19 protein-coding genes are annotated in these 23,750 nt (G+C 53.7%); 10 read left to right on the forward strand and 9 right to left on the reverse strand.

Annotated features, from left to right (window positions below):
- Window positions 1-7: 7 nt before the first annotated feature.
- Window positions 8-898, forward strand: a complete 891-nt coding sequence (locus WKR14_RS17065) for a LysR family transcriptional regulator (RefSeq protein ID WP_101052858.1) — start codon at window positions 8-10, stop codon at window positions 896-898.
- A 368-nt stretch (window positions 899-1,266) separates the two neighbouring features.
- Entirely contained in the window at window positions 1,267-2,472 is a 1,206-nt protein-coding gene (locus WKR14_RS17070) for an aromatic amino acid transport family protein (protein WP_226565619.1), read from the forward strand.
- Between the two features lie 91 nt (window positions 2,473-2,563).
- Here WKR14_RS17070 and WKR14_RS17075 read toward each other — a convergent pair whose 3' ends face one another.
- Complete coding sequence (locus WKR14_RS17075; RefSeq protein ID WP_101052854.1) at window positions 2,564-3,001, reverse strand: hypothetical protein; 438 nt, start codon at window positions 2,999-3,001, stop codon at window positions 2,564-2,566.
- A 321-nt stretch (window positions 3,002-3,322) separates the two neighbouring features.
- On the opposite strand from WKR14_RS17075, the gene WKR14_RS17080 reads away from it, so the two are divergent.
- Window positions 3,323-4,180 (forward strand): DUF72 domain-containing protein, encoded by an 858-nt coding sequence (locus tag WKR14_RS17080; protein WP_234555866.1) that lies wholly within the window; start codon window positions 3,323-3,325, stop codon window positions 4,178-4,180.
- Between the two features lie 73 nt (window positions 4,181-4,253).
- On the opposite strand, the gene WKR14_RS17085 is transcribed toward WKR14_RS17080, so the two are convergent.
- Complete coding sequence (locus WKR14_RS17085; protein ID WP_101052852.1) at window positions 4,254-4,793, reverse strand: hypothetical protein; 540 nt, start codon at window positions 4,791-4,793, stop codon at window positions 4,254-4,256.
- Window positions 4,794-4,929: 136 nt separating this feature from the next.
- On the opposite strand from WKR14_RS17085, the gene WKR14_RS17090 reads away from it, so the two are divergent.
- Window positions 4,930-5,859 (forward strand): GGDEF domain-containing protein, encoded by a 930-nt coding sequence (locus WKR14_RS17090; RefSeq protein ID WP_101052850.1) that lies wholly within the window; start codon window positions 4,930-4,932, stop codon window positions 5,857-5,859.
- 77 nt (window positions 5,860-5,936) lie between these two features.
- Here the strand turns inward: WKR14_RS17090 and lysS are convergent, their stop codons facing one another.
- A complete protein-coding gene (gene lysS / locus WKR14_RS17095) occupies window positions 5,937-7,439 on the reverse strand; it encodes a lysine--tRNA ligase (RefSeq protein WP_028779438.1) in 1,503 nt (500 codons plus the stop codon).
- Between the two features lie 17 nt (window positions 7,440-7,456).
- A protein-coding gene (gene prfB / locus WKR14_RS17100; protein ID WP_162206727.1) for a peptide chain release factor 2 occupies window positions 7,457-8,555 on the reverse strand; the annotation gives its coding sequence in 2 pieces (ribosomal slippage) (window positions 7,457-8,479 and window positions 8,481-8,555; 1,098 coding nt in all).
- A gap of 701 nt (window positions 8,556-9,256) precedes the next feature.
- Here prfB and fdhF point away from each other — a divergent pair.
- The gene (gene fdhF / locus WKR14_RS17105) at window positions 9,257-13,504 is read left to right on the forward strand and encodes a formate dehydrogenase subunit alpha (RefSeq protein WP_339087034.1); all 4,248 of its coding nucleotides are present in this window, start codon (window positions 9,257-9,259) and stop codon (window positions 13,502-13,504) included.
- A 93-nt stretch (window positions 13,505-13,597) separates the two neighbouring features.
- Here fdhF and WKR14_RS17110 read toward each other — a convergent pair whose 3' ends face one another.
- On the reverse strand, window positions 13,598-15,256 hold the full coding sequence (locus WKR14_RS17110) for a methyl-accepting chemotaxis protein (RefSeq protein ID WP_101052844.1): 1,659 nt from the start codon (window positions 15,254-15,256) through the stop codon (window positions 13,598-13,600).
- Window positions 15,257-15,358: 102 nt separating this feature from the next.
- Complete coding sequence (gene chrA, locus WKR14_RS17115) at window positions 15,359-16,507, reverse strand: chromate efflux transporter (protein WP_101052842.1); 1,149 nt, start codon at window positions 16,505-16,507, stop codon at window positions 15,359-15,361.
- A 615-nt stretch (window positions 16,508-17,122) separates the two neighbouring features.
- Between chrA and WKR14_RS17120 the strand changes: the two genes are divergently transcribed.
- Genes WKR14_RS17120 through WKR14_RS17135 form a run of 4 tightly spaced genes read left to right on the forward strand, consistent with a single transcriptional unit; the run spans window position 17,123 to window position 20,253 of the window.
- A complete protein-coding gene (locus WKR14_RS17120; RefSeq protein ID WP_101052840.1) occupies window positions 17,123-17,974 on the forward strand; it encodes a MipA/OmpV family protein in 852 nt (283 codons plus the stop codon).
- A gap of 7 nt (window positions 17,975-17,981) precedes the next feature.
- Window positions 17,982-18,356, forward strand: coding sequence for a DUF3019 domain-containing protein (locus WKR14_RS17125; protein WP_101052838.1), 375 nt, complete (start codon window positions 17,982-17,984; stop codon window positions 18,354-18,356).
- The gene (locus tag WKR14_RS17130; protein ID WP_101052836.1) at window positions 18,353-19,063 is read left to right on the forward strand and encodes a response regulator transcription factor; all 711 of its coding nucleotides are present in this window, start codon (window positions 18,353-18,355) and stop codon (window positions 19,061-19,063) included. The genes WKR14_RS17125 and WKR14_RS17130 overlap by 4 nt, the downstream gene beginning before the upstream one ends.
- Entirely contained in the window at window positions 19,060-20,253 is a 1,194-nt protein-coding gene (locus WKR14_RS17135; RefSeq protein ID WP_226565622.1) for an ATP-binding protein, read from the forward strand. Before WKR14_RS17130 ends, WKR14_RS17135 begins: the two co-directional genes overlap by 4 nt.
- Before the next feature lie 11 nt (window positions 20,254-20,264).
- Here the strand turns inward: WKR14_RS17135 and rlmC are convergent, their stop codons facing one another.
- The 3 genes from rlmC to WKR14_RS17150 form a co-directional block, all read right to left on the reverse strand.
- Window positions 20,265-21,398: a 23S rRNA (uracil(747)-C(5))-methyltransferase RlmC gene (gene rlmC, locus WKR14_RS17140; RefSeq protein ID WP_224866087.1), complete on the reverse strand. Its 1,134-nt coding sequence runs from the start codon at window positions 21,396-21,398 to the stop codon at window positions 20,265-20,267.
- A gap of 73 nt (window positions 21,399-21,471) precedes the next feature.
- Entirely contained in the window at window positions 21,472-22,659 is a 1,188-nt protein-coding gene (locus WKR14_RS17145; RefSeq protein ID WP_101052830.1) for an FAD-dependent oxidoreductase, read from the reverse strand.
- A gap of 13 nt (window positions 22,660-22,672) precedes the next feature.
- On the reverse strand, window positions 22,673-23,104 hold the full coding sequence (locus tag WKR14_RS17150; protein ID WP_101052828.1) for a MarR family winged helix-turn-helix transcriptional regulator: 432 nt from the start codon (window positions 23,102-23,104) through the stop codon (window positions 22,673-22,675).
- Between the two features lie 113 nt (window positions 23,105-23,217).
- Here WKR14_RS17150 and WKR14_RS17155 point away from each other — a divergent pair, with 113 nt between their 5' ends.
- Window positions 23,218-23,634: an organic hydroperoxide resistance protein gene (locus WKR14_RS17155; RefSeq protein WP_165565608.1), complete on the forward strand. Its 417-nt coding sequence runs from the start codon at window positions 23,218-23,220 to the stop codon at window positions 23,632-23,634.
- The last annotated feature ends 116 nt before the right edge of the window (window positions 23,635-23,750 follow it).

Below are 23,750 nucleotides of genomic sequence, written 5' to 3' on the forward strand. Positions count from 1 at the left end.
TATTCAATTGGATCTGAAAGTTGTTCGCTACTTTATTGAGATAGTGGATGCCGGCGGATTTGCCAAAGCGGCAGAAAAGATCCACCTGACCCAACCCGCGCTGTCCAAGTCTATTCGCCAGTTGGAACAGGATCTGGATCTTGTGCTCTTGGAAAGGGGCAAACGCGGCAGCCAGTTACGTCCCACTGCAGCCGGAGAGGTCGTCTACCGTCACGGCCAGGAACTATTGAATGTACGTCGCAACATGCTCAGAGAGCTGGCGGCACAGCGCAGTCTCAACTCGGGTGAACTGCATCTGGGACTGGCCCCCCTCGGCAGTGCCGAACTCTTTGCTCCTGTCATCGCCCGCTTTCGCAGCCGCTATCCCAAGGTGCAGATGCATCTCTTGGTTCGCGGCGGCGTCGAGCAAACCGCTGCCCTCAAGAAGGGTGAAATCGAACTGGCGACCGGGATCATCTCCTTTGAGGATGAGTTTGATGGCATCAGGATCCGCCGCGATCCCATGGTGGTAGTATTGCCAAGACAACATTCTTTGGCCAATAGCCAAGAGCTGACCCTCAAGGCATTGGCAGATATTCCACAGATACTGTTCGAACCCGAATATGCCCTGCATGAACTAGTGATAGATGCCTGCCAGAGAGCGGGCTTCAGTCCCAAAGATGTGACTCGGGTCAGTCATCCCGACTTTGGTATCGCCCTGGTGGCAGCAGGCACAGGTGCCATGATACTACCCAGCTTTATTGCCGAGCGCCACGCGGTGGCCGGGGTGATAAGTATTCCTCTGGCCGCCTCCGATCTGATCTGGGAGCTGTCACTGTTCTGGCGCCGGGGGCAACCACTCTCTTTTGCCGCCCAGGCCATGGTCGAGCTGGTCAGACAACAGCTGGCGCTGAACTGAGATCCCGACGCTTCAAGTGCTGCAGCCGAATTAATTTTCGCCAACCGAGTCACAGCGTACCGTTACAGCAGTACAAACTCATTGACACCCTCTTTTCACGCCGCTAAGGTGAATCACACTTTTCCGGGCCCGCTTGGCCTGGGTTCATTGACACAACCCGAGATTCGCAATGCGGCCAATACACAAGCTTTATCTCTATCCCAAGCCACAGTGGCTTGGGCGGGGATAATGACCTGAACTTCCCTCTCCTGTGAGCCATTGTGGCTTTGTTGTCAGGTTTCGTTACCGGTTATCCGGCTCTCTTGGGGCCCCCTCAAACCAAAACCCTGGGGACCCAGTACGAAAATGCTTGTTGAGAATGTAATAAAATGAAGAATAACAAAACCTTCGGTAGCATGCTGATCATTGCAGGCACCACGATAGGCGCCGGGATGCTGGCGCTACCGCTGGCTTCTGCCGGTCTGGGTTTCGGGGTCGCCTCGATACTGATGCTACTGCTCTGGGGATTGATGAGTTACACGGCGCTGTTAATGCTGGAAGTGCATCAACATGCCCCGGCTCATGCCACTCTGCACACCTTGGCACACAAACTGCTCGGCCGTAAAGGGCAGTTACTGGCCAGCCTGGCAATGATGTTTCTACTATATGCCCTGTGCGCCGCCTATATTGCCGGTGGTGGTGCCCAGCTCCACGATAAATTGGTTCGCTATGCCGATCTGGCGCTGCCGCCACAGGTGGGCGCCATTGGTTTTGCACTACTTATCGCCCTGGTGGTGGCCATAGGTACCCACTCGGTCGATATGATTAACAGGGTGTTATTTGCCTTGAAGATTATTGCCCTGGTCATCATGCTGACACTGCTGTTACCTCATGCCCAAGGGGGATACCTGTTGGAGCTGCCGTTGCAGCAAGGTTTGGTCATCTCGGCGCTGCCGGTAATCTTTACCTCTTTTGGTTTTCACGGCTCTATCCCCTCTGTAGTGCGCTATGTGGGACTGGATCTCAAGGCGCTGAAGAAGATCATGCTAGTCGGCTCGGCTATGCCCTTGTTGGTCTACCTGCTTTGGCAACTGGCCAGTCAGGGGGCCTTGAGCCAAAGTGAATTGATGGCTTCCAAAGAACTGCCCAAATTCATCAACAGCCTGGGACAACTGCTGCATAACCCCATGATAGGCCAGACAGTATCCATATTTGCCGATTTGGCACTGGCCACCTCCTTTTTAGGAGTCAGCCTGGGACTATTTGATTTTATGGGTGATATTCTGCGCCGCAACGACAGTACCCGTCACAGACTACAAACCGCGGCCATCACCTTTTTGCCGCCATTGGGATTTGCCCTCTTCTACCCTCAGGGCTTTATGGCCGCCCTGGGTTATGCGGCGATTGCCTTGGTGATACTGGCGGTATTCCTGCCTGTTGCCATGGTCTGGAAACAACGATGCCAACCTATGCCGGCGGGCAGCTACCGGGTCGCAGGGGGAAAACCCGCTCTGGTATTGGCGGCGCTGTGCGGGGTGGTGATCATCCTCAGCCAACTGCTGCAGATGGCCGGAATTCTAACCAAGGTCGGCTAACCAAGGGATTGTACGGAGTAGGCAAACTGGCCGCCGTCCATTCTTAAAGTAAAACGCAGCGCTCAGTCTGCGTTTTTTCTTGGTTCAACATTCAGTTGATTGGTTCCAGCGACACCCTAAAGCGACTGGCTGACAGCTGGGAAAAAACCAGGTCAAACCCTTCGGGGATCTCTTGCTCACTGATAACGACACGCTGATCCAGCTGCTGCTCCAGGGCCTGTTGACGCCGTTGCTGTCTTAGCTGCATTGCGCTCCTGCCACTGATAAAACTGGCACCACCCAGCAAGACTCCAACCAGCACCAATATGTTGAGCACCATGGGATTGCCTATTTGCAGCGCACTGGCGTCATCCAGCAGCCACCAGAGAATGGAGGCACTCAGCAGTAATACCCCCAAGGCCAACTTGGCTATTGCGCTCAACGCATTATCTGTCGGCAATCTCAATTGAATATCGGCGGGTAAGTCAGCAAGGGTCACAGTCAGGAACGACGGCTCATCCTGTGCTGAGGCACTCTGGGTATCGGGCATAAATCATCCTTAATTTGAATGGAATAGGCTAAGCATGCGGGTCGGTATAGAACCAATTTAATGACATCCTGTCCTTATGTCAGTGAGCACTGAGGTTACAATGCGTCAATTCATTATACGTAAGCATAAATAAGCGCTGCAAACTCAATATATTATTAACTCAAACTCTGCTGAAGTTCTGTGCATTTTGTGACCCTCATAGTGCCAGCTGTACTCTTGACCCTGTCAGGGACCGCAGACACAATAGCGCCGGAGATCCATTTGACGGAGCCCGTGGTGAGCGGTCAGCAACAGATACCAGAGCTGAAATTGGGACTGGCCATGTGGTCCCATAACCAGTGGCAGCAAAGCCTTTATGGAAAGGGGACGCCTCAAGCAGAGCGTCTGGCGCGCTACGCTGAGGTTTTCAATACGGTAGAGGGCAACACCAGCTTTTATGCCACCCCATCGGCAAACAGCGTCAGTAACTGGCGCGATGCCGTGGGTGAGGACTTTCGCTTTACCTTTAAACTGCCACAGGAGATCACTCACAAGTTGCAACTGAGGCACTGTGACGATGAACTCAAGCAGTTTCTGCAGGTGATGTCGCCACTATTTGCCAAGACAGGCCTGTGGAAGATTCAGTTGCCTGGCTATTTTGGCCCTGAAGCCCTTGGGTCACTGGATGCCTTTCTTGGCAAGCTGCCAACTGAGTTGCCTCTCGGGGTCGAGGTGCGCCACCCGGCCTTCTTTGCCAAAGGGGAAGCCGAGCGTCGGCTCAACCGCTTGCTGCTGCAGCGCTCCGCCAACCGCATCATAATGGACACCCGACCGGTATTTGCCGCGCTGCCAAACAGTGCCGCCGTCATCGACGCCCATGAAAAGAAACCCAAAGTACCTGTGCATGCCATAGCCACCGGCCGCTATCCCACAGTGCGCTTTATCGGTCACCCGGAACTTGAAGCCAATCAGGACTTCTTCAAGCCTTGGCTGGACAAGCTATGCCAATGGCTGGAAGAGGAGCGCCAACCCTATCTGTTCATCCACACCCCGGATAATGCCCTGGCACCTGAGCTGGCCATCTGCTTATATCGTCTGCTCAGTGGCCGCTGGCAAGCCAAACACAGCCAACCTCTGCCGGTGTTACAGCTGCCTCAAGATGCAAGGAATCACAACAAGCAACTGGGCCTGGAACTCTGAAAAGCAAATTTGTTATCCCATAAACATAAAAATGCCGTTCAATCAAAATGAACGGCATTCAACACCATAGGCATCATTTTCTGGCGCCGATCGGGATCATTATGTGGGCATAGGGTGTGCCCTTCCACATCACATAGGGACCACCTTGAGCCGGGTCGGTCGGCAAACTGTCGAGCATGGCGGGATCAGGCACCAGAATCATTAGGTGCGGGCCTTCGACTATCCATTGATTATCCGCGGTTTCCATTTCGGCGTAGGGGTCGATATTACTGGCCCCACCATCACCGGCCAACATGTAGGAAATACCGATCTCTTTTGCCTGAAAAGGTTTTTTCTCCATCCATGCATTAGCCCATTCCATCCAGGGACCGTCCATACACATGGGAGCCGTTCCCTTAAGCTGCGGTGGCGTAGGAAAGCAAGTGTAATTGCCATCCCCTTGTTGCAGCACGTTTTTATCCCAGTCGACAACGGTAACATTGGCGCGTATGGTGGGCGGCGCAGCACTCAGGGCGTCATCCAACATCACCTGCTGTGCTTCAGTGAGTGCGGCATGGGTGACGCTGGCGAAGGAAGATAGAGTCAAAGTTAACATTAGAGCTGAAGTTTTCATCAAACCAGCCTCCAGGTTGAACTCGGATACAACAACACCGAGATCTCCAGTATAGTTTCTGCAGAAAAAATCGATTTTGCCCCGTAAATTCAATATATTGGACTAAGATAAAATCAAAATCCCAGGAGGAGACAAGATGTTTTCTCTGTCCCAAACCTTATCTATCTTCGCCGCTTTACCGGATCCGGTATTTATTCTGACCCGCAGTGGCCGTTATGCCGCGGTACTGGGAGGTGCCGACAGTCGCTACTATCACGACGGCACAGCCTTGATAGGACAATACATCTCCCAAGTCATCCAACACCCCAAGTGCGAGTGGTTTCTGGGCCAAATAGCACAAGCCTTGTTGAGCCGCCGTCTCTGTGTTGTGGAATACAGCCTTGGCAGCAACGACGTCAAGGGACTCACAGATCATGGCCCCGCCGAGCCCATCTGGTTTGAAGGCCGGATCCAAGCATTGGATTTCCAAGTCGATGGTGAAGATGCCGTGGTATGGGTCGCCAGCAATATTACCCGCCGCCATCATTTGGAGCTGGAACTCAGGGAAAGATGCGAGCGCGATCCGCTTACCCGACTTTACAACCGCCGTAAATTACTCCAATTACTGACAGAAAATTTGGCCCGATTTCAACGTTACCGAACCCCGACCAGCATATTGATCTTCGATCTCGATAACCTCAAGAAACTCAACGACAGCTCGGGTCACCTAATGGGCGACAAGGCGATAGTTACTTTGGGAGAGGTCTGCCTGGCCGGTCTCAGAGCCCAAGATAGCGCCTCCCGTTACGGCGGCGATGAATTTGTCATTCTTATGCCCCACACTGCTGCCGAGCAGGCACAACCGATTGCTGAACGTTTGCGAAACGAATGTGCCCGGCGCCTCAGAGCCTTGGGAATTGCCGCTGAATGCGCCAGTATCAGCGGCGGCCTGAGCGAATTTCAGTGCAGTGATACCGATATAGATGCCGTGGTTTCCAGGGCCGATGGCGCCCTTTACCAAGCCAAAGCACAGGGCCGCAATCGGATTGTGTTGGCCAAGGGGCCAGAGTGCACTGAATCCCCCTAAAAAACATGGGCAAACAAAAAGCCGGCACTTGGCCGGCTTCTTCATTGCATAGACTCGTCTAATTCGAGCGACTGAACTTAAGCCTGTGGGCGCATGGCCGGGAACAGGATCACGTCACGAATGGTGTGAGTGTTGGTAAACAACATCACCAGACGGTCGATACCTATGCCCTGACCAGCTGTCGGTGGCAGGCCGTGCTCCAGCGCCGTGATATAGTCTGCGTCATAGAACATGGCTTCATCGTCACCGGCATCTTTGGCTTCAACCTGAGCCTTGAAGCGGTTGTCCTGATCTTCGGCGTCGTTAAGCTCGCTGAAGCCGTTAGCCACTTCACGACCACCGATGAAGAACTCGAAGCGGTCGGTGATGAAGTCGTTGTCATCGTTGCGACGAGCCAGTGGCGAGATGTCCGCTGGGTAGCCGGTGATGAAGGTAGGCTGCATCAGTTTAGGCTCGGCAGTTTCACCAAAGATCTCTTCCAGCAGTTGACCACAGGTCCAGAAAGATTCGATTTCCAGCCCTACGTCTTTGGCCAGCTTACGCATAAACTCAAGATCCTTGACCTCTTCATAGGTCATGGCCTGAATCGTGGCGTTGTCTGGGTTGTAGTGCTGAATCGCTTCCAGCATGCTCATGCGGGCGTAAGGGCCGCCAAAGTCTATGCTGTGCTCGCCGTAAGGCAGCTTGGTGTCACCCAGCAGATCCTGAGCGATGGAAGACAGCATCTCTTCGGTGAGATCCATCAGATCGCGGTAATCTGCGTAGGCCATATAGAATTCCATCATGGTGAATTCTGGGTTATGGCGTGGCGACAGACCTTCGTTACGGAAGTTACGGTTGATTTCGAACACTCGTTCAAAACCACCGACAACCAGACGCTTGAGGTACAGCTCAGGCGCAATACGCAGATACATGTCGATATCCAGCGCATTGTGGTGAGTGATAAATGGACGCGCGGATGCACCACCTGGGATGACATGCATCATAGGGGTTTCCACTTCCATAAACTCTTTTTTCACCATAAAGTTACGTATGGCTGAAACCACTTTGGAGCGCATGACGAAGGCGTCACGGGAATCCTGGTTGACGATCAGGTCAACATAACGCTGACGGTAACGGGTTTCCTGATCGGTCAGACCATGGAATTTCTCAGGCAGCGGGCGCAGCGCCTTGGTCAGCAGCTGATACTCCTCCATATTAACGTACAGGTCGCCCTTACCGGACAGGTGCAGAGTGCCTTTAACACCAACTATGTCGCCGATATCCAGGCCCTGATAGCGTTCTTTCAGATCAGCCTGTACTTCTTTGCCGGCATAGGCCTGAATGCGGCCGGATACGTCCTGCAGAACCAGGAAGGGGCCGCGCTTGGCCATGATCCGACCGGCAATGGCGGTCTTGAAGCCCAGAGACTCGAGTTCTTCTTTGCTCTTATCGGCGAACTGCGCCTGCAGCTCGGCAGCCTTGTGGCTACGACGGAAAGTGTTAGGGTGACCATTGGCCGGGCAGCCCTGGCGTACATGTTCCAGCTTGGCGCGACGTTCCGCGATCAGCTTGTTCTCATCCAATACTTGTTCAGTCATTTTCCGCTTCTTCTCTGTTACAGCCCGGACTTCAGGCTGGCTTCAATAAATCTGTCCAGATCACCGTCCAACACGGCCTGGGTATTACGGGTTTCCACCCCGGTGCGCAGATCCTTGATGCGGGAATCATCCAGCACGTAGGAGCGGATCTGACTGCCCCAGCCGATATCCGACTTGGCATCTTCCGCCGCCTGCTTCTCGGCGTTTTGCTTTTGCATCTCCAACTCAAACAGCTTGGCTTTCAGCTGTTTCATAGCCGTGTCTTTGTTCTTGTGCTGTGAACGGTCGTTCTGGCACTGCACCACGGTATTGGTCGGAAGGTGGGTAATACGCACCGCAGATTCGGTTCTGTTAACGTGCTGACCACCGGCACCCGAGGCGCGGTACACGTCAATACGCAGATCGGCCGGATTGATGTCGATATCGATGGAATCGTCAATCTCAGGGTAAACAAACACAGAACAGAATGAGGTATGGCGGCGACCACCCGAGTCGAAGGGCGATTTACGTACCAGACGATGCACGCCGGTTTCGGTTCTCAACCAACCATAGGCATATTCACCACTGAACTTGATGGTGGCACTCTTGATACCGGCCACATCGCCGTCTGAGACTTCGATAAGTTCAGGGTTGAAGTCATGCTCTTCACCCCAGCGCAGATACATGCGCAGCACCATATTGGCCCAGTCCTGTGCTTCAGTACCGCCGGAGCCGGACTGAATGTCCAGATAGCAGTCGGAAGCGTCTTGTGGGCCCGAGAACATACGGCGGAATTCCAGCTCTTCCAGACGCTTTTCCAGATCGCCCAGTTCACTGTTGGCATCATTGAAGGTTTCTTCATCTTCCTCTTCAATGGCCAGTTCCAGCAGCCCCTCGACATCTTCGAGGCCCGCATCCATATCGTCTATGGTCTTAACCACAACTTCCAGCGCCGAGCGCTCTTTACCCAAGGCCTGAGCACGCTCTGGCTCATTCCATACTTCGGAGCTTTCCAGCTCGCGGCTTACTTCTTCCAGACGCTCTTTCTTGGCGTCATAGTCAAAGATACCCCCTAAGGAGCATAGTGCGGTCGGCAAGCTCCTTGATTTTGTTTTTTACCGGATTGACTTCAAACATGCGATTTCAACTTTCTTTGGTGTTAAGGACGTAGCAAACGAGGGATTTTAACCCAAGCAGCCGCTGAAACCTATGCCACTGCGGACAGAAGCTTGATTTTTTTTCGCCGGCGCCGCATTCCGCGTCTGTTCCGGTAAAGCATCTGGCACACTCTAGCTAATTCCACGGTGAAAAAACTGTGACAAAAAATCAAATATGCCAACTCAATCAGCAAATAAACCAGTGGTAATACCGAGCAGCAGCCTTCAATGACAAACTATACCTGCAGCCATCTAGCTGAAAATACCGCTGTCAGGGAGTCAATGATTTTGCAGTAGAAACATAGCCTCGGAACCAATTTTACGTGTCCTTCTCAAGAGCAAATCATCTCGAATCTGCTGCCGATATTCTTCATATTTCAGGAAAATAGCGACTTACTCCAGCGTGCTTTCCCCGACTGCCCGCATTGAAACCCTCAGCGACAACTTCACCTCAGTTTAATGTGCAGATGTGTGTCAGAAAGATCTCCTTCCGAGCCAGATCACACTGAGCAAAATCCATTTTTCAGACAAGTGCACAGAGTCACCAAGCTTTGTGAATTCCCCGGCAAAAGCCTGTTCCAGCTCAATGAAGCAACACACTCGATCGATATACTGCATAGTTATCAGCTTAATTAGTCCCTACTTCACCGCCATCAAGGTGAGCAAATAACAAGGCTGCCCATGTTTGAGATCTATATCGACGGCCAGGCCGTCAGCGCCTTTGAGGGCGAGACCCTGTTGCAGGCGGCCCAGCGGGCCGGCATCGACATTCCTTGTCTGTGTCACCATACAGACGCCCACGCGGCTACCACAGAAGGCGCTGATGAACACCTGTGCCAACTGACCCGGCTCGACCAGATAATGGCCGACGGTGACAGACCGCTGCTGGCCTGCTCGACTCCGGCGATTGCCGGGATGCAGCTCAAGAATCATACCCAGGCAGTGCACAGCCATCGGCAGCAGACGCTGAAACGGATATTGAAAGATCACTTCGCCGATTGCGAAGCCCCCTGCCAGCAAGCCTGCCCGGCAGGCGTTGATGTGCAGTCTTACCTGTATCACATAGGTCAGGGCAACCATACAGAAGCGGTGCGGATCCTCAAGCAGACCCTGCCTTTGCCACTGTCTATCGGTCGGGTCTGCCCGGCATTTTGTGAAAGTGCCTGTCGCCGCGCCCTGATCGATGAGCCACTGGCGATACGTCAGCTAAAACGCCACGCCGCCGATCTGGACTTGGCCGATACCGAACCCTATCAGCCGCCCAAGGCCGCCCCCAGCGGTAAGAAGGTGGCCATAATCGGTGCAGGTCCCGCCGGGCTCAGTGCCGGTTTCTTCCTCGCCAATCAGGGCCATGAAGTGGACATCTTTGAGGCCGCTCCCAAGGCCGGTGGCTGGCTAAGATACGGCATTCCAGAATATCGCCTGCCCAAGGCGATACTCGATAAAGAGATAGCGCTGCTGGAGCGCAGCGGCATTCGCATTCACACCAACACAGCCATAGGCGAGCAGATACGGCTGCCGAAACTGGTCGAAGAGTATCATGCCCTCTGTCTGGCGATGGGCGCGCAAAAGGCTGTGCCACTCAACTATCCCGGCAGCGACCTTCCCGGCTGCTATCTCGGGGTCGACTACCTTAAAGATCTGGCAATGGATCACCAGTTGGTCACTGGTAAGAAGGTCGCCGTTGTCGGCGGCGGCAATACTGCTATCGATTGTGCCCGCAGCGCCAGACGCCTCGGCGCCGAGGTGACACTGATCTACCGGCGTACCAAAGAGGAGATGCCGGCCGAAGCCTTTGAAATTCATGAAGCTGAGCAGGAAGGTATCCACTTCCTGCTACTGACCAATCCTGTGGCCAACCATGCCGCCAGTGACGGCCGTCTTGCACGAGTCACGCTGGAAAAAATGTCTTTGGGTGAACCGGATGCCTCCGGCCGCCGCCGACCTCAGCCCAGCGGCGAAACCTTCGACTGCGAGTTTGATACCCTGATCGCCGCCGTGTCCCAATCACCGGATCTGGCCTTTCTGCAACAGGCCGAAAACCGTCTGCTGCAAGGTGCTCCGGCGCTCAGCCGCTGGAATACGATCAACGGCTGCGACATCAGCATGAGCACTGGGCTGGAAAAACTGTTTGTTATCGGTGATGTGCGCCGCGGCCCCGCCACTGCGGTGGAAGCGGTCGCTGATGGTCGCCGCGCCGCCGAGGCCATAGACGCCCTGTTCAATAAGGGGCTCAGTTGCCCACTGACGCCAGTGGAGTTCAATGCCAGCAAGGCGATAGGGCTCAAGTCCCAACAGGATTTACCCAAAGATCTTTTCCCCTCACAGGTGAAAAGTGCCAGAGTCAAGATGCCGGAACTGCCGGTGGCCGAGCGCCTGAGTAACTTTGCCGAAGTAGAGCTGGGACTGACGCCGCAAATGGCCGAAGCCGAGGCCAAACGCTGCCTCGAATGTGGCTGTCAGGCCAATATGGACTGTCGCCTGCGAGACTACGCCAGTGAATACAAGGTCAGCAGCCAGGGCTTGCTAGAGCAAGATAGCAGTGGCGAATCGGCACTGCTGGCCAGACACTTTGCCCAAGACTTGAGTGCGCCCTTTATCCGTTTCGACGCCAACCGCTGCATCAGCTGCGGTGCCTGCGTTGACATCTGCCACCGCCGCAGCGGCCACAAGGCGATCAGCTTTGAGGCCGACCAATTCTCGGCGCTGCCAGGAGGCAATAGCGAACGCCGGGCCCCCAGAGCCGGTTTCAGCGTCTCCATGGCCGACAGCGATTGTGTTCAGTGCGGCAACTGCCTGCAGGTATGCCCGACCGGCGCCTTGGTAGATGCCCGCCACAAGACCCAAGGACAAGCCCCCGACATCAAGGTGACCAGCACCATCTGCACCTATTGCGGCGTCGGTTGTCGCATCCGCTTCAAGGTAGACACTAGCCAGAATCGTATCCTTGCGGCCGAAGGTGATGTGCGCTCACCTGTGAACCAGGGCATGCTCTGCGTCAAGGGTCGCTTCGGCTTCGACTTTATCAACAGTAAAGAGCGCCTAACCCAGCCACTGATACGCCGTAACGGCAAGTTGGAACCCTGTAGCTGGCAAACGGCCATCAGCTATATTGCCGCCCACTGGCAAGAACAATTGGAACAGTTTGGCCCGAGTTCATTCGGCGCACTGACATCCGCCAAGGCCACCAATGAAGAAAACTTCCTGCTGCAAAAGCTGTTCAGAGCCATTATCGGCAGCAACAACATAGATCACTGCGCCCGCCTGTGCCATGCCTCCACTGTGACCGGGCTCTACGATGCCCTCGGCAGCGGCGCCATGACCAATGACATTCCCGGCATAGAGGATTCAGATCTCATCTTTATCCTGGGCTCGGACACCGACTGTGCCCACCCCATCATTGCCTCGAGGATCAAGTCGGTCGTCAATCGCGGCAAGGCCAGACTCCTGGTCGCCGATCCCAAGCGGGTCAGCATAGCCGACAGCGCCGAGCTGTTTGTGCGTCATCGCCCCGGCACAGATGTGATGCTGCTCAACGCCATCATGCAGCAGATACTGCTCAACGACTGGCATGACAAGGCCTATATCCGCAGCCGCACCACAGGCTTTGAGGCCTTGCGCGAAGAGCTGTTGCGGCCGGATTACAGCCTGGAGCAGGCCGCCAGGGTGACAGGCGTCAGCAGCAGCGAAATAGCGGCCATGGCCGAAATGCTGGGCACCGCCAAAAAGACCGCCCTCTACTACGCCATGGGGATCACCCAGCACACCACTGGCCATGACAATGTCACCGCCATTGCCAATTTGCAGCTATTGCTGGGTAACCTCGGGCTCGACGGCGCCGGGATCAACCCTTTGCGCGGCCAGAGCAATGTCCAGGGTGCCTGTGATATGGGCGCCCTGCCCAACTATTTCAGTGGCTATCAACGTCTGGATGACGATGCTGCGCGGCTGAAACTGGCGCGGGCCTGGGGCACTGACAAGCTGAGCCCTGAGACAGGCATTCCGGCCTCTCATATGATGCAGGCGATTTTGGATGGCCGGCTGCAGAGCCTGTTTGTGATGGGCGAAAACCCGGTACTGAGCGACCCCGACCAGGCTCATGTGCTCAAGGCGCTGAATAAGCTGCCATTTTTGGTAGTGCAGGATATATTTCTCACCGAAACTGCCGAAATGGCCGATGTGGTATTGCCGGCAGCAGCCTTTGCCGAAAAGCGCGGACATTTCACCAATACCGAGCGCCGGGTTCAAAGGTTGGAAGTCGCCTTGCAATCGCCAGGTAGTGCCCGCCCGGACTGGCAGATACTGCAACTGCTGGCCAATGCCATGGACGCCGACTGGCACTATGGCGATGAACAGGCAATTTGGCAGGAAGTCACGGCCCTGACTCCCAGCTACGCCGGGATCAGTTGGCACAGAACCACGGATAACCCAGCCGGGTTGCAATGGCCCTGTCCAGATGAGCTGCACCCGGGTACCCGGGTATTGCACCGCAACAGCTTTACCCATGGCAAAGGGCGACTGCAGCCGGTCAATTATCGTTTACCGGCTGAGCTGCCGGATGATGACTATCCCTTGATGCTGTCGACCGGACGCCTGCTGGAGCAGTTCCACACCGGCACCATGACCCGTAAAACCGCCGGACTGGACGAACTCGGCTCCCCCAGAGTGATGATCTCGGTTGAGGATGCCGAGCGTTTGGGCGTCGGCAAGGACGACTGGCTCAAACTGGAAAGCCGCCGCGGTGAAATCTTGATTCAGGCCTTTGTCAGCCGCCGGGCACAACCTGGCGTCTTGTTCCTGCCGTTCCATTTCGTTGAGGCGGCAGCCAACAAGCTGACCATCAATGCGCTGGATCCCGTGGCTCACATTCCCGAGTTCAAGGTATGCGCCGTAAAGGCTGAGCGCGCCGAGGCGCCTTTGGCTTCCTAAACTTAAACTGAGTTCCATAAAAAACGGCGCCTGATTGGCGCCGTTTTATTTTTCTTTAGTTGCTCATTCCTGCAACTGAGCTCTCAAGCAAGATTAGACTCTGAACTGATTGACCAGTTGTCCCAGGTTATCGCCACTGTGGGACACTGTCTGGCTGACTCTGGCCGCTTCTTCGCTGGAATGCAACAGCTCGGCGACTATCTCCTGAATCGCATAAACGTTGCGGTTGATCTCCTCGGTCACCGAACTCTGCTCTGTGGCAGCGGTGGCAATTTGAGTACTCATATCATTGATGGAAGTCACCGAGCTGGTCACCGCCCCCAGACTTTCGGAAATCAGCCTGGAAGATTCGACACTGCGATGGCAGCTTTGCTGGCTCTCTTCCATGGCCGCCACCGCCTGACTCACCAGACGATGCAACTCACTGAGCATCTCGTTGATCTCCAACGTACTGGCCTGAGTGCGGCTCGCAAGACTTCTCACTTCATCGGCCACCACGGCAAAGCCGCGTCCTTGCTCACCGGCACGGGCCGCTTCAATGGCTGCATTGAGTGCCAACAGGTTGGTCTGTTCAGCGATGCCGCCTATCACAGACAGCACGCTATTAATTTTCTGCGACTGTTCATTAAGCGACTGAATATGATCGGCGGCGCTGTTGATCTCTGCCATCAAGGTGGAGATTTCGGTCAGCGAAGTATCGACACACTCCTGAGCCTTAGCCACTTCATCAGTAGCCGTGTGAGTCGCTTCTGCGACCTGAGTAGTATTCATCGCCACTTCCTGGGCAGTGGAAGACATCTCGGTAATGGCGGTCACCACCTGATCGGTTTCATTGTTATGGTTGGCCAACTGCGCCGCTATCGCCTGAGTCTGGGAGTGAATCGAGCCAGCCGCATCCTGCACTTCATGAGTGGCCGTAGTGACATCACGAATGATACGTTGCAGCTTGTCGACAAAGCGATTAAATGCCTGCCCTAACTGGGCAATTTCATCTTCACCGCGCACCTGCAAACGCTTGGTCAGGTCCCCTTCCCCTTGAGCGATATCATTGAGGTTATCCAGCATGTTGCGAATAGGAGTCACTGTTCGCTGAGCAGCAAACAGAATAAGCATAGCTGTGATCAGAGTGATGACTATGACTATCATCAGCGTCAACCATAACTTTTCTTCCATATCTGCCAATGCCGTCTGCCGATACTCTGCTACAGAAGCCTCAATATCATCCACATAAGCGCCGGTACCGATAATCCAGTCAGTTCCGGGGATCATCGCGGCATAACCTATTTTTTCCACCAACTCATTGGTGCCGGGTTTTTGGTAGTAATAAGTAAGGATACCGTCACCATTGCGGGCTGCATTCAACAAACCCACTATGATCTTGGTGCCTTTGGGATCTGTCATGCCGATCTGATCTGTTCCTTCCAGATTAGGCAGTAAGGCATGAAACAAATTTTTGCCATTACCGTCGTAAACAAAGAAATAACCGGCGCTGCCAAAACGCACATCCCGTAAGGCCGCCTTATAGTCTCCGCCCTGACCGCGCTGAAAACTGACAATCTCTTTGGCGACTTCGGTCACATGCACCAACTCCTGACGCCGCTCGTTAAGCAGCTTTTCTCTGAAGTTGGTAATTTCGCTTTCCAGCGCATCCGATTCTACTGTCCAGGACGCCAGCATCAGCACAATGGAAACCGTCAATAATGGTAACAGGGCAAGTAAGAGTAACTTATTTCGTAAACTTAGACTGGACACTTAGGTTTTCCCCCAGGAAATGGAATCTCTACAAATTATAGTAACTTTGTTTACCTTAAGTTCAGACAAAAAAATGCCCGAGATCAAAATAAAACCATTTGTTTACATAGAGAGAGTCAAAACAGCGCCCATAGCCGCAAAGCCGAATACCAAAAATACCAAAGGTAAACGCCATAGCTTAAGCAACATAAAGCCGGTCAACACCATGGCGATATCAATCGGACGGGTCACGGCACTGGTAAATACCGGCTGATAGAGAGCGCTCACCAGCAGACCAACGACAGTGGCATTAATCCCCATCACCATGGCCGCCATTTTCGGGCGCTCGGCAATTCCCTGCCAGCCGCGGATCACCGCCAGCAACAACAGGAAACCGGGCAGAAAGATGGCTAAGGTTGCCACTAAAGCGCCAACAAGAGCATTTTGCGGCCACAATTCAGCCCCCAAATAAGCCGCCAAACTGAACATGGGGCCGGGAACAGCCTGTGCCAGTGCATAGCCGGTAAGGAACCTATCATGATCTATACTGTTTGCCAGCTGACTCTCAAGCAAAGGCAGTACCACATGGCCGCCGCCAAATACCATAGAGCCGGTCTGATAAAACTGTTTGAATAGTTCAGCCAGAGGATGAGCAAGTAAGGGACCTGTAAGCAGCAATAAAAATAGAAATATCAGTAAAGCACTCCAGTTAAGCTGCATGCTTCCCGGCTTGGCCGGCGCTGGTGCATCACGATTGAGCCAGAAAAATCCGACAATGGCACCGGCAAACAACAACAGCAACTGGGTCAAATTCCCTGGCCATAACAGCAGGATCACTGTACTCAACAAGGCCAACACCTGAGTGGTGCGGTTGCGACAAAATTGCTTGAACATCCCCCAGGCGGCATCGGCGACCACCACTACAGCCAATAACTTGAGCCCGGCAATAACCCCCTGAAATAAATCACTGGAGAGGTATTGATAGCTGCTGACAGCCAACAGAAACATCAATAGAAACGAAGGTAAGGTAAAGCCGATAAAGGCCAGTATCGCCCCGGGAAGGGCACCGCGGCGGTAACCTATGGCAAAACCGACCTGACTCGATCCCGGGCCGGGCAAAAACTGACTCAAAGCCACCAATGACGCATAATCTTTATCATCAAGCCAGCCTAACTCTTCGACAAAAGTCTTGCGAAAGTAACCTATGTGCGCCGCCGGGCCGCCAAAACTCACCAGTCCCAATGAAAAGAAACGAACAAAAATCTGCCACATCTGTGTTAGCTCTATACTTGTTTGATCTGGCTCCATTGTATGACATAAGTGTGACACTTATCTTATATTCATAGGCTTAGTCTGTAGGCGTACGGCAAGACAAACAAATGAACAGGCAACTGAGAATCAGTCATAGCCTCTCAACTAGCTGTAATTAAAACAAAATAGCGGTAAATCTTCCCTGAATCGCGACCTCCCAACACGCCGGCAAGTGTATCCGTTCAGAATCAACCACGTATCTTGGCTGTCTTAAGACCACCGCCAGGCGCAAACCCGCAACATAATTCAAACAATTAATATTTATTCAAAAGTGATTAACAAGGATTATGCCCATAAGCCCAAACCAACCAGGCTAAAAATAAACCACAACAAAAACAATCACCAATCAAAATGCTAACCAAAATACACCAACTGTCATTAAGCTGACTAGCAACACTTTTGACACTCGTCAATTTTAATTGCATAGATATTCACAAAAACATCAAATACAATCACCACAAAAGAACCAAAAACATAATACTTTTGTAGCATTTTGTAACTTGGTTAAATTTTTACAGACTTTTAACAAGTGTTTATTTAGATTCAATGAAAGTTCGCAGGAAGTAGAAGTAAGCTATGAAGCTTTGGTGGTACGCGATATTGATGCTTGGCCTTCAGTTGCACCTGACTGCAGCAGCTGAAGAAAATGCGACGGAAACTATCCCTGTGGATGAGTTCAGACTCGCCCTCGCCCTGGGATATGGTCGGCTGGACAATCCCAGAGTGCATGCCAAGCCGATAGAAACTTTCCTGCTACCATCCTGGAGCTACTACTCAAAACGCTTCTATCTGGAAAACTTTACACTGGGCTACAGCCTTCATGAGTCGGACAACTTGCTATTCGACCTGCAAACCAAGCTCAATGAGGATGGATTCTTTTTCGAGTTTGATGGGCTTAACAAGTTGTTTTTAAGCGACATCATAGGCTTCTCTCCCTACAAGGCGCAGGTCATACGCCCCAACAGTAACAGCGAACCTATCCTTAACGAAATCAAGCGTCACATCTCCTATCTGGGCGGAGTTTCCGTCACCTGGGTCACGCCCTACACAGATATCAATCTGGGCATGTTTCACGACATTTCCGGGGTACATGACGGCAACGAATTGCAGTTCAGATTAAGAAAGAGCCTGCTCTACTCATGGGGGGCTCTGGGATTTGAGCTGGGCGCGATTCGCAAGAGTGAATCCCTGGTGCGTTACTACTATCAGCTAAGACCTGAAGAAAGCGGCCCGCTGAGACTAAGCTATTCTCCCTCGGCCAGTATCAATTATCACGCCCGCCTGCTGGTTAATCTGCCACTGTGGCAGGATATTAACCTGGTAGCGGTAACCGAATACACCTGGCTTGACTCGGGGATCACCGACAGTCCCATGATAGACAAGGATGGCTATCTCTCAGGTTTCATCGGTTTGAGTTATCGGTTTTGAGGCTTCTATGAATCGATGGTTACTGTGGTTACTCATGCTGATAAGTCCCTGGGCAAGCGCCTTGGGGGAAGATCTTTGGCTGGCGCCGGATACCTGCGCCATGACCAATCAGGAATCCGAGTGCAAACTGCAACTGCAACTCGAGTTTCACAGCCAACAGCCTCGCTCTCTGTGCCTGTGGCTGGCCCACAGCGCAGCACCTTTGACCTGTTTTCATCAACGCCGAGACTTCAGTTATAAACTGCAGCTAAGCCTGGCCCGGGATACACTTATCGAGCTCAGGGATCAGCAAAACCGTACCGTTGCCAGCCGCTTGCTCAGAGTGGCTATCTATGAGCCCGCCAGCCGCAGACGGCGGGGCCTGAGTTGGGATCTGCTATGAAAGAAAAAATACTCCTGATCGAGGATGATCTGCCACTGGCAGAGCTGATCTGCACCTATCTGACCAACGAAAATTTCGAGCTGGTTCATCTGGACAATGCCGAAGCCGCACTCGCCCGTCAGGACAGTGACAGTTTCAGCCTGATCCTTTGTGATGTAATGCTGCCCGGTGAAGATGGCTTTTGCATCTACCCTCGTTTGGCGGCCTGTTATCCCTGCCCACTTATCTTCCTCACCGCCCGCGACAGTGAGGGCGATCAGATCCTTGGGTTGGAGCTCGGCGCCTGTGATTACCTGCTCAAACCTGTGGTGCCTCCCTTGCTGCTGGCACGAATACGTACTCAACTTCGTAACCGCCAACAGCTGCCAGGACGTAAAGCTTTGTGTCTGCACGATCTACAGCTTGACCCTAACCAGCAGCAGGTGTTTCTGGCGGGCTCGGCGCTGACCTTTACTACCAAGGAGTTTGAACTTCTGTGGGTGTTTGTTATCAACGCCGGACGAATATTATCGCGGGAGTACCTGTTTGAGCAGTTTATTGGCCGTACCTATGATGGCTTGGACAGGGCCATAGATTTGAAGGTCAGCAGGCTGCGTAAACGCCTGGATGAACTAAAGATAAGCGGTCTGCAGATCACCACAGTGCATGGCAAGGGCTACCTGTTCAACTACCAGCCCAATCAGGCCATGACCAGGGCTCGGGCATGAAATTTCAGTTCTATCGGCTGTTCGGTTTTCTGCTACTGTCCTGCTCCCTGCTGCTGTGGAGTTTTGACCAGTTGACAGAACAATACCGCAGCGAAGAAGCCAGTTATTTAATCTCGGTGGACGACTTATTGCAGACCCGGGGTCAAGGCGCGCATCTCTCGACTCTTACCGCCGGCAGCCTGGCACTACCCACTAGCCTGAGGCAGTTACTCAATGAGGGACAAACCCTGGCACTGCGTCACTCCAGCGGTGAGCTCTACTACTACAAGCAAGGCTCAGGCACTGAGCTACTCAGGTTTGGCCCGGTAACAGAGAAGCAAGATAAAGAGGATACCACCAGTTTGATCTTGCTCGGTTTCTACTCCAGTCTGGCCCTGGTTGCCATCATGCTTATCTGGCCTGTGTTTCGCGATCTCCATACCCTGCAACAAAGCGCCATTCGCTTTGGCCATCAACCTTCGCTGCAACCGCTAACCATACGTAAAAGCTCGGCTATCTTTCCGCTGGCTCAGGCGCTTTATAGCATGAGCCACCAGATAGTGAGTTTTGTCCAGATGCATAAAGAGTTATCCCATACCATCTCCCACGAAGTACGCACTCCGCTCGCGCGGATGCGCTTTGCCCTTGAGCTGAGCAAGCAGCAGATGGAGCCTCAATACGCAGCGCGCCTGGCCCAGGACATAGATGAGATAGAACAGTTGGCTGCCAACTATCTCTCTTTTGCCCGCCTGGAGCATAAACAGGGAGAGCTGTGTCATGTATCACAATCCATCGCAGACTTTATGCAGACTCTAGAGCAAAAATACAGCCTCTATGGCCGTGACTTCCAGATAGGATTTCACTCTGTGCCGGGCCAGGCACAATTCGATAAGACAGCAATGAATGTGGCCTGCCAGAACCTGATCCAAAATGCCATGCGTTTCGCCGAAAAAGAGATACAGGTGAGTTTCGAGCAAAGCGAAAGCCATAACTGCCTCAGAGTCGAGGATGATGGCCCGGGCTTTGAAGACAAAGGGAAAAAACTACTGGCGGCCTTTGCCAGAGATGCCAAACAGAGTGATGGCAGCGGCTTTGGCCTGGGGCTTTATATAGTGCGCAAGATTGCCATCTGGCACGGCGGCCGACTGGAGCTGAGCCACTCGCAAACTCTGGGCGGCGCCGCCATCAGCCTGTATTGGCCAAGAGAATAGACGCCACTGTCTTAGTCACGGCTCAGCAACACCAATACCTCATAATGATCCGTGTGCGGAAACATATCGAACAGCTGCACCTTGCGCACACGATAACCACTGATGGCCGCCAGATCTTTGGCCAAAGATTCAGGGTTGCAGCTGGAATAGAGCAGATGCGGCGGCGCAAAGGTCGAAATGGCCTGGCAAAGCTCGGCCCCTATACCACGTCTCGGCGGATTGACTATCATAAGTTCCGGTACTTGGCCTGCCGACTGCGCCGCGGCAAAACTGCCCGAATCCAGCGCCTTGAAGTCCACCCGCTCAAGCCCCAACTTTTCGGCGGATAACTTGGCGCAGGCGATGGCTTCGGCCTCGATTTCGATACCTGTAAGCTCTGTGTCTTTGCTGGCGCAGTGCAGCCCAAAACCGCCGACACCACAGAAGAGATCCCAAATCGACTCAGGCTTCAGCTCACTGACCCAGTCTTTGGCGCTCTGATAGAGGGCCGCCGCTACTTGTGGGTTGGTTTGAAAGAAGCTCTTGGGGCGGATATAAAGAGGCACGCCATTGAAGGACTCCTCCAGACGCTGCGCCTCGGTGAGAAAAATCTCCTGCTCACCTTCGAGCCTGGCCATATGAACCGGCTGCAGATTCACAGATACCAGCTTGATGGCAGGAAACTCGGCCAGCAGCTTTGGCAGTTCACGCTCTATCCGTTCGATGGATTGCCTGGAGCGCAACACAAACCTGAGCATAAAGTCGCCGCTGATTTCGGCGCGGGTCAACAACACAAACTTGAGTTCGCCCTTGGCCTTATCTACCCGATAGGGTGGGATCCCGGCCTGACGCACAAACAGCTCAAGCCGATGCAGCAGGGCCTGCATATCGGCAGGATAAAGAGGACAATCGCACAGGCTCACGGCCTCACCACTCGGGGAAACTATCCCCAGAATGGGTTGATGGGCGGCCCCGAGTGCCACCATCTTGGCCTTGTTGCGAAAACCCAGGGACGGCCCGCTGACCGGGGCTAAGAGTTCAAAGGGGGTAAAGGGGCTGAGCAACTGCGCCAACTGCTCACTCTTGGCGGCCAGTTGTTGCACCATTGGCGTTGCTATGTGAGTACAGGAGCGGCACTTGCCCTGCGCAAAAAAGTCACATCTCACTCTAATATATCCCAAGTTTCCAATTCAGCCCGGCGGCAAAAGCGGCACACTTTAGCCTGTTTCACCCTAAAAATCATCCCAGCATCAGCTTGTCGACATCCGCTTTGGGGCTGCGTTTGCCAAGCACCTTGCTTATCTCTGCCGTCACCGCTTTGGCAGTGGCACGAAAGGTGGTTAACTTACCGCCGTAGAGCGTCAGCAATCTGGGATGGGAATAACGCTGGTACAACTGTACCTCCCGCGGCCGACCAAAGGCATCGCCATCACCCTTAGGCAGCACCCGCATGCCACTGAAATGCGCCAATACCTTGGCTTCAAGCGCCTCTGTAGTGACAGCACCCGTGAAACTGCCAGAGCCTCCAAAATAGTGCCGATAGATCCCCAGCAGATAAGCTATCTCCTCTCGGGTGATCTGCGGAACAGGTCCCTGGCAGAGGGTTTCCGTGGTGCCTATCAGCGTCTTGCCGTACCAAGGCATCACGAATACCACCCGCTCATCGAAGCAGGACTCCAGATAGAGCACCCCGGGCGGCGCAGGAATATCCAGAAGCAAATGACTCCCCTGTACCCAGTCTATTGCCGTCTGGGCTATGGGCGGTGTCACCCGCGCCAGCAGTTCGTTGACAAAGGCGCCGGCGGCGTTGACCAGAAAGCGGCAGTGCAGCATTTTGTCGCCATCCGCATCCCGGTAACTCAGCTTACATCCCTGAGGCTTATGCTCTATTGTCAAACACTCGGCGCCCTCGCGGATATCGGCACCGAGCAACCTGGCGCTGTCGGCCACCGCCTTGGTCAGCAAGGCATCATCCGTCTGGGCATCCCAGTATTGGAACATATGGGTCATTCCGGCCAGCTTGAGTCCGGGAAAGCTCCCCCAAGCCCTGGCAGGCAGGCTACGAAAACGGCCCAGGCGGTCAAACTCGCTCAGCAAGCCGTAGAGGCTGAGGCCGGCCCTGAGGGTCAAGGCGCCGCGGCGACTGTCACGATAAACCGGGATAAAGAAAGGGACGGCCTTGACCAGGGTTGGCGCCAGACGCAATAACTCACGCCGGGCCCGCAGCGATTCACGCACCAGATCCAGTTGCCCGGATTCGAGATAACGTAAGCCGCCATGGATCAGTTTGCTGGACTGGGAGGAGGTGCCTGCCGCCAGAGTGGACTTTTCCAGTAGCACCACGGAATAACCGGCCGCCGCCGCGCACTGCGCCACCGCCACGCCGGAGATGCCACCACCTATGATTGCCAGATCGACCTGTTCCATCAGCCTCTTTCCGTTAACGTTCCAATTGCTGCCACAGGGTGTCACACAAGCTTTTCAGTTGTTGCAGCTCCGCCCGCGGCATGGCGCTGCGACACAGCATCTGCTCGGGCACATCGGCGGCGCGCGCTTGCAAAGCCTGGCCGGCATCAGTGAGCGTCAATACCCGCACCCGCTCGTCCTGTTCACTGCGGCCTCTTAACAGCAAACCTTTAGATTCCAGGCGTTTGAGCAAGGGCGTCAAAGTGCCTGAATCCAGATGCAAACGCTCACCCAGCGCCTTGACACTGATGCCCTTGTGTTGCCAAAGCACCAGCATAGCCAGATATTGCGGATAGGTAAGATCCAGGGCATCCAGCACAGGCCGGTAGGCCCGCACCATAGCATTGGCGGCGCTGTATAGCGAAAAGCAGACCTGGTTTTCCAGGCACAGGGGTTCGTTTGACATATGCAAACCCTAAACACAATTTAATTGCGCACAATATACTTGCTTCCGGAACAAATATCGATCTATCATTGCCAGCAATTAGATTGTACGCAATTTAAATTAAGGAAACTACTATGCTCTATCACACTCAAGCCACAGCCAAAGCCGGCCGCAACGGCGAAGTAGTCACCCATGACGGTGCCTTGTCATTGACCCTAAGCTATCCCAAGGAGATGGGCGGGACAGGAACCGGAGCCAATCCGGAACAGTTGTTTGCCGCCGGATACGCCGCCTGTTTCTCCAACGCCATTTTACATGTGGCGCGCCTGGACAAAATCAAGCTTGCCAGCGCTCCTGTCACCGCAGATGTCGGCTTGATCAGTCAAGATGGCGGGTTTGCGCTGCAGGTATCTCTGGCTGTCACTCTGCCGCTTGCACAAGCTGAGGCTGAAGCCTTGGTGCTCAAGGCCCACAGTGTTTGCCCCTACTCCAATGCCACCCGCAACAATCTTAATGTAGGGCTCACAGTGAATGATATTAAGATCAACTGAAGCTCTGATATTATTCAGTCAATTACTTGGCAAGATATAAATAGATGTCGCAGTAATTAACCTTTTATTTCCTGCGACATTTTTCCGTCACCTACTCTGTATTCTGACGCTACAAT

Origin of the sequence: Shewanella chilikensis, from assembly GCF_037953065.1 — a bacterium.
Taxonomy (GTDB): domain Bacteria; phylum Pseudomonadota; class Gammaproteobacteria; order Enterobacterales; family Shewanellaceae; genus Shewanella; species Shewanella chilikensis.

Excerpts from the sequence above, each read along its gene's own strand:
- WKR14_RS17150 (WP_101052828.1), bottom strand. The coding sequence starts at position 23,104 with ATGTCAAACGAACCCCTGTGCCTGGAAAACCAGGTCTGCTTTTCGCTA.
- lysS (WP_028779438.1), bottom strand. The coding sequence starts at position 7,439 with ATGACTGAACAAGTATTGGATGAGAACAAGCTGATCGCGGAACGTCGC.
- WKR14_RS17120 (WP_101052840.1), top strand. The coding sequence starts at position 17,123 with ATGAAGCTTTGGTGGTACGCGATATTGATGCTTGGCCTTCAGTTGCAC.
- WKR14_RS17135 (WP_226565622.1), top strand. The coding sequence starts at position 19,060 with ATGAAATTTCAGTTCTATCGGCTGTTCGGTTTTCTGCTACTGTCCTGC.
- WKR14_RS17090 (WP_101052850.1), top strand. The coding sequence starts at position 4,930 with ATGTTTTCTCTGTCCCAAACCTTATCTATCTTCGCCGCTTTACCGGAT.
- WKR14_RS17125 (WP_101052838.1), top strand. The coding sequence starts at position 17,982 with ATGAATCGATGGTTACTGTGGTTACTCATGCTGATAAGTCCCTGGGCA.
- chrA (WP_101052842.1), bottom strand. The coding sequence starts at position 16,507 with ATGTGGCAGATTTTTGTTCGTTTCTTTTCATTGGGACTGGTGAGTTTT.
- WKR14_RS17080 (WP_234555866.1), top strand. The coding sequence starts at position 3,323 with ATGTGGTCCCATAACCAGTGGCAGCAAAGCCTTTATGGAAAGGGGACG.
- WKR14_RS17130 (WP_101052836.1), top strand. The coding sequence starts at position 18,353 with ATGAAAGAAAAAATACTCCTGATCGAGGATGATCTGCCACTGGCAGAG.
- fdhF (WP_339087034.1), top strand. The coding sequence starts at position 9,257 with ATGTTTGAGATCTATATCGACGGCCAGGCCGTCAGCGCCTTTGAGGGC.
- WKR14_RS17075 (WP_101052854.1), bottom strand. The coding sequence starts at position 3,001 with ATGCCCGATACCCAGAGTGCCTCAGCACAGGATGAGCCGTCGTTCCTG.
- WKR14_RS17085 (WP_101052852.1), bottom strand. The coding sequence starts at position 4,793 with ATGAAAACTTCAGCTCTAATGTTAACTTTGACTCTATCTTCCTTCGCC.
- WKR14_RS17155 (WP_165565608.1), top strand. The coding sequence starts at position 23,218 with ATGCTCTATCACACTCAAGCCACAGCCAAAGCCGGCCGCAACGGCGAA.
- WKR14_RS17070 (WP_226565619.1), top strand. The coding sequence starts at position 1,267 with ATGAAGAATAACAAAACCTTCGGTAGCATGCTGATCATTGCAGGCACC.
- WKR14_RS17145 (WP_101052830.1), bottom strand. The coding sequence starts at position 22,659 with ATGGAACAGGTCGATCTGGCAATCATAGGTGGTGGCATCTCCGGCGTG.